The organism is Prochlorococcus sp. ALOHA_ZT_50 (assembly GCF_022447305.1).
Lineage (GTDB): Bacteria > Cyanobacteriota > Cyanobacteriia > PCC-6307 > Cyanobiaceae > Prochlorococcus_A.
Genome location: NZ_JAKVCI010000006.1, coordinates 79,274 through 89,509 on the forward strand (window position 1 = coordinate 79,274; position 10,236 = coordinate 89,509).

Consider the following 10,236-nt stretch of genomic DNA (forward strand, 5'->3'; position numbering starts at 1 on the left):
TGTAATTCTATTTAAGATTACTACTTCAGTTAAATATTTTTTGAATATGAAAATTCTTGTAATGGGTGGCACTAGATTTGTTGGCAAGTCTTTGGTTGGAAAGTTATTAAGTAAAAATTATGATATTGATATTTTCACGAGAGGTAATAAAAGTAATCCTGAAAAAACAAATTTAATTAAGGGTGATAGAAATAATTCAGAAGATATCGTCAAGCTAAGAAATGAAAAGTATGATGTTGTTTTTGATATTTCTGGACGAGAGTTAGAACAAACCAAACTTCTTATAGAAAATTTAGATAACTCTTTCCAGAGATATATATATGTCAGCTCTGCAGGTGTTTATAAAGATAATTGTGAACTACCCTTATCCGAAGTTGATCCAATTGATCCAGAAAGTAGGCACAAAGGAAAGTTTGAGACAGAAAATTGGTTAAAAAACCAAAAAATTCCTTTTACAAGTTTTAGACCTACTTATATTTATGGACCAGGAAATTATAATAAAATTGAAAATTGGTTTTTTGAAAGGTTATTTACTAAAAAATCTATACCAATCCCTGGTGACGGTTCTTTAATTACTCAGCTAGGCCATGTTTCGGATCTAACTGATGTAATGATTAGGTGCATAAATTTTGAAAATTCCAAAAATAATATTTACAATTGTTCAGGTGAAAAAGGAGTAACAATCAAGGGTTTAATTTATTTCTGTGCGAATGTTCTTGGATTAAACCAAAATGAGATTTCTTTAAGAACATTTGATTATCAAAAATTAGATCCTAAGTCTCGAAAGGGATTTCCAATTAGATTAAATCATTATCAGACTGATATCTCTAAGATAAAACGTGATTTAGAGTGGGCGCCAACTTTTGATTTACTTAATGGTCTAAAGGATAGTTTTGTGAATGATTTTAATAATAAAAAGAGTGAGGAGTTTGATGAAAATTCAGATAATATTCTTTTTAATTCTTAAATAGCCTAATAAAGTCACAAAAGTCAGGATGAATCCTAACCAATAAAAAATTAAAGCCAAATTATTCAATAAGCTAATTTTTAATGGTGTAAAGAAGGTAATTACTGAAATAAAAAAGAAAAATGTTTTATATTTTCCTAACATTGATGCTGGTAAACCGTCTTTTGTAGAGTTCCTTAGGCTAGAGATAATTAATTCTCTAAATAAAATTAATGACAAAGACCAGAAGGGTATAAAATTATTTTTACAAAGGAAGGTCAAAGGAATTAAATAGAATACTTTATCGCTTAAGGGATCAAGGATAGCTCCTAATCTGGTTTTAAGATTAAATTTCCTTGCAATTAACCCGTCAAAATAATCAGTTAAACCTCCAATAATAATCAATATAAAGACATAAAAAGGTCTGTTAATTTCTAAAAAAAGTATTAATGGAAATACAAGGAAAAGGCGAGATATCGATAATAAATTGGGAATATTCAATGCCAAATTTTTAAGATTTTTTCTTAATAACAAATTAGTTTTTGTATATAAAAAATATATTACACTCTCAACAAGCTTAAATTTTTAGTAAAAATTTTAAATGGTTTTTGATGCTAGATTCTAAAATTTAATTTAAATCTGAATCCTAAAGATTATAAACTCAACTTCTCTTTATGAATGATGATGTTTTATATTACAAAATTATTCCTTATATCTAATGCAGCCTCATAGCCTAAAGCTATCTCCAGAATCTGATTTGATAAATTCAATTAAAGAATATTCTTTATCGAATAATTTATACGGGTATGTTTCTGGAGTGGTTGGTAATCTTAGAACAGTTTGTATTCAATGCCCAGGTAATCAAGAGATAAATAAATTTGAAGGAAATCTAGAGATAGTTTCTTTAAACGGACATTTTAATAAAGGAGATGTTCATTTACATTTGAGTTTTGCAGATGAGGGATGTAATGTGTTTGGCGGGCATCTTGAGGAGGGATGTATTGTAAAAAAAGGTACTGATATATTATTACTTTCTTTTGAACAGAAAATTATTAATATCTCAAATCATGATTTAATCACTAATGAATCACGTGTAAAAGCATATATTTTAAAGGATTGTCCTTGGTCTAAAAGAGCAATTAGGTTGCTTAATTCTTTATCTATCCCTCATGAAGTTACTTTAATAGACAATGATGAGAGCTTTCAAAAAATAATGGCTCAAAGTAGCCATAATACTTTCCCTCAAATATTTTTGGATAATAAATTTTTTGGAGGATATGATGAACTTTCAGAACAAGCAAAATTGGATAACTTAATTTCATTTAAGTAATCTAAATTTTTTAACTATCACGATTAGTAAGCTTTTCAGCAACTAATTCGTCCTCTAACTGCTTTATTAATCTTGATACAAGACTTTGAAATTCTGGTTGACAGCCTTTAAATGCAGCTTTATGTCTTATTGGCTCATTTCTAGTTCTTAAATCAGTAAGCATTAATTGTAATGCGTCAATTTTGGGATTTATTTTCATAGTTTTAATTTATATATTTACATCTTTTAAATCATTTGCATAGCTTTTTTAAAAGATATCTTTTTATTATCATTCGAACTTGTAACTTCTATTAATTTATTTATGGATTCTTTGTTTTTTAAAGAATCTATACAACATTGCGCAACTAATCTTCTTGGGATTGATCCATTAATTTGAGTATCCTCTTTTGAATAATTTATATTTTCTGATTTAATATCTTCATTTTCCTTTAATCCTCCAGGTCTAATAATAGTCCATTCAAAATTTGAATTGCGTAGAAAGTTTTCACCTAATTTCTTCCAAATAAGAATTAAACCAAATAAGTTTAATGGGTGAAATAATTTACCAGTACAAAGGGAACTAACTAAAATAACTCTTTTAATACCAACTCTTTTGCAACTCTCTAATTGCCTGTATACACCTAATGCATCAACCTTTGCAGGACCAGTTAAATCTAATGATGCTCTCGCTCCAGTCGCAATTATCAAAGCATCAATATCTTTTAAAGCTTCATCAAGTTCTCCTTTTTTGTCTAATGAAACCCTAATTGTTTCTAAACGCTCTAGTCCTGCTGAGACTTTTGAATTCTTTCTGATGATTTGCCTTACTTTATATCCTTTCTTAACTGCTTCTTCGGAAATTCTATAACCTGTTTTCCCCGATGCACCAGTAATTGCTATTTTCATGATTAAAAAACTAATTTAAATATTATATAAATTTCTTAAGGCTTTTTACATATAAATTTCTTTTTTCTTTTGGGATAAAGAGTGCGACATAAATAACATTTTGTTCCATCACAGCCTCTTGCTGTACAGTATTCTCTGCCATAAAAGATTATTTGCAAATGTAAGGTATTCCAATCATTAACAGGAAATATTTTTTTTAGGTCTTTTTCTGTTTGAACTACGCTATCGCCATTTGATAGGCCCCATCTTTGTGCCAACCTGTGTATGTGAGTATCTACTGGGAATGAGGGTATTTTAAACACTTGAGACATTACAACTGATGCTGTTTTATGACCTACCCCTGGAAGAGATTCAAGCTTCTCAAAAGAATCTGGGACCGTACCATTATGCTTCTCAATCAATAATTTAGATAAGTTATAGATGTTCTTTGATTTTTGATTAGATAGACCTAAAAATTTTATGTATTCGTAAATGCCATTAATACCTAGCTGCATCATCTTTTCTGGATTATCTGCAACTTTAAATAAGCTTTTTGTTAATTCATTAACTTTCTTATCTGTTGATTGAGCACTTAAAACTACGGCGACTAGAAGTGTATATGCATTTGTATGATCAAGGGGTATTGGAGGCGATGGATATAGCTTTTTGAGTTCCTTGCGTATTATTTCTGCTCTTTCAGACTTTCTCATTAAATTTGAAAATTAAATGGTGTATAAAATTATACAAGGGATATTTTAGGTGAATATTTTCTGCTAACTTAATATATTTGAATAAGAAGAACTTAGTGAAAAATGATGCGTTAATAATTGATGATTTGCATCATAAATATGATAAGCGAGAATGTTCAAATTGGATATTAAACGAAATTAACCTGAAAATTGAAAATGGCGAATTGTTAGGGTTGCTTGGTCCTTCTGGTTGCGGAAAAACTACTCTTTTAAGATTAATCGCGGGGTTCGAATATCCCTCTAAAGGGAGGATTTCTCTAAATGATAAGGAAATTTCAAGTAGGAAAAAAATTCTTAGTCCTGAGAAAAGAAATATTGGTATGGTTTTTCAAGACTATGCACTTTTCCCTCACTTAACTGTTTTGGAAAATGTAATTTTTGGTTTGAAAAACAAAAAAGACAGATCTAGAGTTGATTATTTATTAAATGTTGTTGGTCTTGATAGTTTTGTTGGAAGGTACCCACATGAACTGTCTGGAGGCCAAAAACAAAGACTCGCAATTGCGAGAGCTCTTGCTCCAGGTACAAATTTTATTTTATTAGATGAACCTTTTTGTAGTCTTGATATGCATGTCAAACTAAAATTGAGAAGTGAACTCCCTAATATCCTAAAAGGTTGTAATGCAAGCGGATTGATGGTTACTCATGATCCGGAAGAAGCGATGTCAATTTGCGATAAAGTCGCCGTTATGAATGATGGGAAAATACATCAAATTGATACACCAATTAACCTTCTAAATAATCCCAAGACCATATTTGTTAGTAGTTTTATTTTGGGTAATAATATTATTAATCTCAAAAAAAATGGTAATTCATATATTTCTTGTTTAGGTGAAATAAATTGTTCAGAGTATTTGAAAAATACAGGTATCAAAAGTATGTCAATTTCGCCTAAATTTATTTCAATTAAAAGATCAGAATCTGGTGATGCGATTGTTATATCTAAAGAATTTCTTGGAGAATTTCTTATATATAAAGTATCTATTAATGGAAACATATTAAGGGTTAGAACTGATATTAATAATCTCCTTAATAATGGCGATAAATGTTCTCTTTCTATTAATAAAAATAGTTATTATTTTTTATATCCTGGAGCATATAAGGAATATATATAGACTTTTTTTATAGGCAATTACACTTGCCCCCCTTCCAATTAGAGCATTTTTTCTTTTTACATTTCTTTTTTTTACTGTTATATATTTTATTAGTTAATAGCAGTTCAGAAAATCTGTACTGTAAATTCATTTATAGTATTGAGATTGATTTTCATTATCATATTATTTAATTTAATTTAAAGGATTAATTAATTACTAATTTATACAAAATGTTGTATTATTTAATTAGTTTCTTATATGGCAATGAAAGAAAATAATCTAAAGTTAAAGAAATTAATTAATTTTGGTCCATCTGGAAGAGCTGTTGCTCAACCGATAGACAATAGTTTATTGGATAACATTTTTGAACATCTAACAATGGAAAGATATGCCAATGTTCAATATTTTTCTATGTATCTATGGTTTCAAGAACGTGATTTAAATGGATTTGCCTCTCATTTTCTAAGTGAATCACAAGGTGAAATGGAACATGCTCAGAAATTTGCAGATTACTTAATCGCAAGAGGACAAAGCGTAAAATTAGATGAAATTCCTGCACCAGTTCAAACATGGGATTCAATAGAGGATCTGATTTCTTATTCTTTCAACATGGAGGCTGATTTAACTTCATCTCTGCAACAACTTTATTCTATTTCAGAAAGAATTTCAGATACAAGAACCAACGTATTTTTAGATCCAATCATTGAGGCTCAAACAAAATCAGAAGATGAATTCGCAAACATACTTGGTAAAGTAAAGTTTGCTTCTAATCAACCTTCTGCAATCTTATTGATAGATAGTGATTTAAAGAAAAAATAGATTACTTTCAAATTTATTTTCATTCAATGTTCTTTTCGTTATTTCAACAAGTAAATTAGAAAAGTTAATATTCTCAGTATTGTTTTTATTTAAGAGCTCAGCTATTTTATAAATCTCATTAACTCTTTTAAAAATATTTTTGTTTTCAGAAAATAACCTTCCCTTCAATGCTTTATTTTCTGTAGTTTTGTAGGATTGCTTGATATTTCTGAGTCTATTCGATAAAACATCAACTTCCATTAACAAGTTGTTAGTAAGTGATTGTGATTCCTTCATATTTTTATAGCGGCGATGTTTCAATAAAAGAAGGAGCAACACTGACTGTTTGGGTTCCAATAGGAGCTATTAATAACTCAGATGATCTTAATTTAGAAATTAATCTTGTTGATGTTACTCGTGTAGAACCGATTAATTCACCAATCCTTTCATGAGTTAACCTAAAAGGTAACTCACACCATTGACCACATCTTCTACCTAGACGATTTACTAGTATTGAAAACAACGCTTGTAATCGCTGTTCTGCATTTCCTAAGTGTCTAATCCTAAGGAGTTGCAAAGTCCATTCATTTACTGCATCGAAACCAATATTCTCATCAATATTTACATTGCTGTGAAAAGACAAATCTGTTAGTGCTTCAACACAGACACCTTCGCTACATAAAAGGTCTGTTCTTAATTGATCTCCTGATTGTAAAAATGCGAGTGTCATTCCTTCAGTTTCTTCACATGGACAATAAACTCTTGCAATTCCACTTTCAACTTCTAGGCATGTCCCTTTTGGTCTTGATGAAGGATCTATTAATACGGATTGTCCAGTTATTATCCTTACTGATTTTGACGGAGATTCTCCATAACTATGGAAATTCATTTATTTGAATATGATAATGAGAATTATTATCAATTATGCACTAAAAAATTACTTATTGCAATAGATTCTCATTATCATAACAATTCTGAAGTTTTTCTTTACATAGTATTTAGGAATATAATTTAGGTAGAATTGCAAAATATTTTATTTTAAATGGCCATAAATAGAGTTTGCTTTAATTGTGGAAGTTCTTCATTCGTCTCAGACCGATCTTTAGGAGGTAAGATTGTCTGCTCTAAATGTGGATCTTCTTCATTTAAAAATAAATCCTCTTCATTTTTAAAAAGTAAAAAATTAGTATTTCTTGCTATTGCGATAGCTATTTTTATAATTGTTATTTAGATAATCTGTTTATATTCCAAAGTCCATTATTATTAGTTACCTCTACTTGAATACCAAATAACTTATTAAAATTTTCACTATTCATAACCTTATTTTGATCTCCATCAGCGATTATTTTGCCATCTTTTAGCATTATGACCCGGTCATAAATTTTGGTAATCGTTGAAATATCATGAGTGACGCATAAAATTTTAGTATTTAATTTTGATAATTCATTAACCTTATCAATTACAAAAAACTTTGATTTATAATCTAAATTTGCAATTGGTTCATCTAGGATTAAGATTTCCGGTTTTTTGATTAATGCCCTTGCAATGAGAGAAATTTGTTTTTCTCCATCTGATAAATAGGAAAAATTCTTTTTAGATAAATTAGAAATATTCATTTTCTTCATGATTTTTTCCACCTTATAAGAATCTCTTTCAGATTTATTTTGTACGTAACAATATCTTCCATATAGTCCACTTAAAATTAAATCAAAAACTTGTAAATTTGGATTTATTCTATTTTTTATATCATTATTTACGGTACTTATTTTTTTTCTTAGTTCCCATAAATTTATAAGTTCTTTGTCAAATATCTTCAGTTTCGATTCATTAGCTACTACTGGGTATATGTTTCTATTAATTATTTCAATTAAGGATGATTTACCTGAACCATTTGGTCCAATTAATATTACATTTTCTGAATAAGATATCTTTAAATTTAAATCTTTAATTACTCTAAAGCCATTTTTAAAACAATTTATATTTTTTGCGTCAAACCAAAATTTATTAAACACTAAAACTTATTACTCCAAAATATAATCAATTGAATCGAGCTTAAAATAAATATAAAAAGATAAAGCCAATTCAACCATGAAGGTCTATTTACTTTCTTCATAAATTATATTATTAACATAAAAAATATAAGCGGAGCAGCAAATCTTACAAATGTTTTTCTAATAATATCTATATTATTTGCAATTTCTAACTTCTTTATCTCAGGAGGATATTTCAATATCACTTTGTCATATACATCAAGATTTTGGGTTTTGTTAATATTTTTCCATGGTTCATCTTTATCTTCAGACTTCTTGTACCACTTCCAAAAATAATTTATTATCCTATCTTCTCCCAATAATTTTATTTCATCCTTACTTATAAATCCCATATCGTGATTATATGTTTGTGTTTTTAAAATCATATAATCCTCATCGAATATCTTATAAAAAATCTTTCTTTGAGTCTCTTTAAATAATAAGAGATTATTAAGCAGTTTATTTTGTAGAAATTTCCTGTAGTGTCTTACTATCACTCTTGCTTTGTTGTTTCCTAGAGGGATATGATCTAAAACTTGTAAATATCTTGATGAGGAAGGATCGCCTTTGTAAATTAATATCCTTCCTGGAGGTATGTACTTTATCCGAATAAATTCTTTTGTAGGGTCATTCTTGTAATAATAAATACTTTCAATGTATGAGGGATTAATATTAATTTTCTGGTTAAAACTAACTAATACGTTTTTATTCACATCTTTATCTGGGATTGTATCGCCATGAACCCAAAAGATATGAAGGATATCTAGGTGATTTTCAATAATCCTTGACCAATCACATTTGAAGTCGACTAATACCTCCTCAAAGACATAATCCTTATGTGAAAAACCATTTTCATATAATTCGTAGTTACTTATAGGTGTATCTTCACTTATATTATTTAAATCAGTCTCAGATTTTTTAGAAAAATGTACAAAAATATATCCATTTTTTTCTGAAGTTTTGTATTGAGATAAATGAATTCTTTTGGCGTAGTTATCGTAGTTATTATCAACTATATGGCGACATGTTATTCTGTCGAGATTTTGGCAACTTCCTCCAGATGAAAACTTAGCTCCATGATATGGGCAGGTTATTACTCCATCTGATAATGTCCCTCCAAAAAAGGAGGCCCCTCTATGTGGACAAATATTTTTAATGCACCTAACGTTTTTATTTTCATCTCTATAAAGAACAAGAGGCTCATCATAGAGTGAAAAATAATATAGCTTATTTTTTTTTAGTTCTTTAGAGGGACAAATTGCATACCAACCAAATAAACCTATATTTAATTCTTTTTGATTTTCTCTAATATCAAACGAGTCAATTTTTACTACCGTTCCTTTTTTAAATGGCTTAAGAACGGTATTAAAGTCTTTTGATTTAAAAAAATTAATTTGTCTGTTTTCCATAAATTAATTTCTTTTTTTAAATGACTGTTTATCTTTCGGAACTATAACCCAAGTAAATAATCAATTTCTTATAAAAAGAAAATTCTCTATTATTTGTAGCAATAATTATGTAGTTATCGAAAAATATTGAGTCTCTATCGTATCTATGTATCTTTATTTCATGTTTTTTGTATCTTTTGTGATTCTTTCAAATTTTTTATGTAATCAATAGCATCATCAATATTTTTGTGGAAATTGCATTGACCCAAATAACAACCTATAAATCTTAAAAATTTTCTCTTGCCACCACTAATTTCATATCTATGTATTGTTCCGCCATCTATAGGAGCATAAATAAGTTCTGGTAGTGCCATATTAATTTTGTATTTAATACTTAATTAAACAATAATTCATGTTCAAATACATTTCCATAGCTCAATCCATATATTTAATAATTAATTTACTTATTTTTGGATAATTATTTATTGAATACCCATGTATTATTTGTTATCTATTAATTATTGATATGGATTTTTTATTATGCCAAAAGCATTTAGGCGTTTTTTAAAAAAACTACCAAAAAAAATTCAAACTATAAAATACTCATTTAGAGAGTTTTTATCTTCCAAAATATGAAATAGCTGTTTTGGTTAATAAATTTTTAATTTCTATATTTTTAATAAAACATAGTCGCCAGAGTTCAATTCTAAACTATATTAAATTTGCAATTTTAGAAATATTATGATCAAAAGAGTTTTTGCGATCTTCACTTTAACTTTGCTTTTTCTATTTAGTAGTCCAGTTTACTCATTAGATACTTCTTCAAAAACTCTTGAAAAGTATACTAAAAAGATTTCTAATAAGTTCACAAGAACTTACTGTAACACTTCCAAATTCGGTATTTCTTATGAAGGAGCTTTGGCATTTGCTATTGGAGAGACTAATAAGGAATTTAAAAATAATAAATTCAATAAGTTTATAGATTATTCTCTACTAAAAAATTCAATAGTTAATGATTTAGAAAATAATTGCCAGGT

Annotated in this window: 15 protein-coding genes; 6 read left to right on the forward strand and 9 right to left on the reverse strand. The window is 28.2% G+C overall.

Annotated elements, in window-relative coordinates:
- The first annotated feature begins 46 nt into the window (after positions 1-46).
- Positions 47-967 carry an NAD-dependent epimerase/dehydratase family protein gene (locus MK115_RS01770; protein WP_287608620.1) on the forward strand — a complete coding sequence of 307 codons (921 nt, stop codon included), beginning with the start codon at positions 47-49 and terminating at the stop codon, positions 965-967.
- Here MK115_RS01770 and pgsA read toward each other — a convergent pair.
- Complete coding sequence (gene pgsA, locus MK115_RS01775; protein WP_287608622.1) at positions 941-1,480, reverse strand: CDP-diacylglycerol--glycerol-3-phosphate 3-phosphatidyltransferase; 540 nt, start codon at positions 1,478-1,480, stop codon at positions 941-943. The genes MK115_RS01770 and pgsA overlap by 27 nt on opposite strands.
- Before the next feature lie 184 nt (positions 1,481-1,664).
- Here pgsA and MK115_RS01780 point away from each other — a divergent pair, with 184 nt between their 5' ends.
- A complete protein-coding gene (locus tag MK115_RS01780) occupies positions 1,665-2,276 on the forward strand; it encodes a PCC domain-containing protein (RefSeq protein ID WP_287608623.1) in 612 nt (203 codons plus the stop codon).
- Between the two features lie 10 nt (positions 2,277-2,286).
- On the opposite strand, the gene MK115_RS01785 is transcribed toward MK115_RS01780, so the two are convergent.
- Genes MK115_RS01785 through nth form a run of 3 tightly spaced genes read right to left on the reverse strand, consistent with a single transcriptional unit; the run spans position 2,287 to position 3,850 of the window.
- Positions 2,287-2,475, reverse strand: a complete 189-nt coding sequence (locus MK115_RS01785) for a hypothetical protein (protein WP_002805798.1) — start codon at positions 2,473-2,475, stop codon at positions 2,287-2,289.
- A gap of 26 nt (positions 2,476-2,501) precedes the next feature.
- Positions 2,502-3,161 carry an SDR family oxidoreductase gene (locus MK115_RS01790; protein ID WP_025955632.1) on the reverse strand — a complete coding sequence of 220 codons (660 nt, stop codon included), beginning with the start codon at positions 3,159-3,161 and terminating at the stop codon, positions 2,502-2,504.
- 35 nt (positions 3,162-3,196) lie between these two features.
- A complete protein-coding gene (nth, locus tag MK115_RS01795) occupies positions 3,197-3,850 on the reverse strand; it encodes an endonuclease III (protein ID WP_287608628.1) in 654 nt (217 codons plus the stop codon).
- A 95-nt stretch (positions 3,851-3,945) separates the two neighbouring features.
- Between nth and MK115_RS01800 the strand changes: the two genes are divergently transcribed.
- A complete protein-coding gene (locus tag MK115_RS01800; RefSeq protein WP_287608630.1) occupies positions 3,946-5,004 on the forward strand; it encodes an ABC transporter ATP-binding protein in 1,059 nt (352 codons plus the stop codon).
- A gap of 243 nt (positions 5,005-5,247) precedes the next feature.
- Positions 5,248-5,802, forward strand: a complete 555-nt coding sequence (locus tag MK115_RS01805; protein WP_287608632.1) for a ferritin — start codon at positions 5,248-5,250, stop codon at positions 5,800-5,802.
- Here the strand turns inward: MK115_RS01805 and MK115_RS01810 are convergent.
- A complete protein-coding gene (locus MK115_RS01810) occupies positions 5,788-6,078 on the reverse strand; it encodes a hypothetical protein (RefSeq protein ID WP_287608633.1) in 291 nt (96 codons plus the stop codon). The two genes, MK115_RS01805 and MK115_RS01810, sit on opposite strands and share 15 nt — an antisense overlap.
- 4 nt (positions 6,079-6,082) lie before the next feature.
- On the reverse strand, positions 6,083-6,670 hold the full coding sequence (locus MK115_RS01815; protein ID WP_025933439.1) for a Crp/Fnr family transcriptional regulator: 588 nt from the start codon (positions 6,668-6,670) through the stop codon (positions 6,083-6,085).
- Between the two features lie 153 nt (positions 6,671-6,823).
- Here MK115_RS01815 and MK115_RS01820 point away from each other — a divergent pair, with 153 nt between their 5' ends.
- Positions 6,824-7,012, forward strand: coding sequence for a hypothetical protein (locus MK115_RS01820; protein ID WP_287608636.1), 189 nt, complete (start codon positions 6,824-6,826; stop codon positions 7,010-7,012).
- Here the strand turns inward: MK115_RS01820 and MK115_RS01825 are convergent.
- The 3 genes from MK115_RS01825 to MK115_RS01835 all read right to left on the reverse strand — a co-directional run bounded on the left by MK115_RS01825 (position 7,005) and on the right by MK115_RS01835 (position 9,573).
- On the reverse strand, positions 7,005-7,793 hold the full coding sequence (locus MK115_RS01825) for an ABC transporter ATP-binding protein (RefSeq protein ID WP_287608637.1): 789 nt from the start codon (positions 7,791-7,793) through the stop codon (positions 7,005-7,007). The genes MK115_RS01820 and MK115_RS01825 overlap by 8 nt on opposite strands.
- Positions 7,794-7,897: 104 nt before the next feature.
- Positions 7,898-9,220 carry a Rieske 2Fe-2S domain-containing protein gene (locus tag MK115_RS01830; protein WP_287608639.1) on the reverse strand — a complete coding sequence of 441 codons (1,323 nt, stop codon included), beginning with the start codon at positions 9,218-9,220 and terminating at the stop codon, positions 7,898-7,900.
- A gap of 158 nt (positions 9,221-9,378) precedes the next feature.
- On the reverse strand, positions 9,379-9,573 hold the full coding sequence (locus MK115_RS01835) for a hypothetical protein (RefSeq protein WP_025931807.1): 195 nt from the start codon (positions 9,571-9,573) through the stop codon (positions 9,379-9,381).
- Positions 9,574-9,940: 367 nt separating this feature from the next.
- Between MK115_RS01835 and MK115_RS01840 the strand changes: the two genes are divergently transcribed.
- The coding region (locus tag MK115_RS01840) for an RNA-binding protein (protein WP_287608642.1) at positions 9,941-10,236 on the forward strand (296 nt) is incomplete at its 3' end.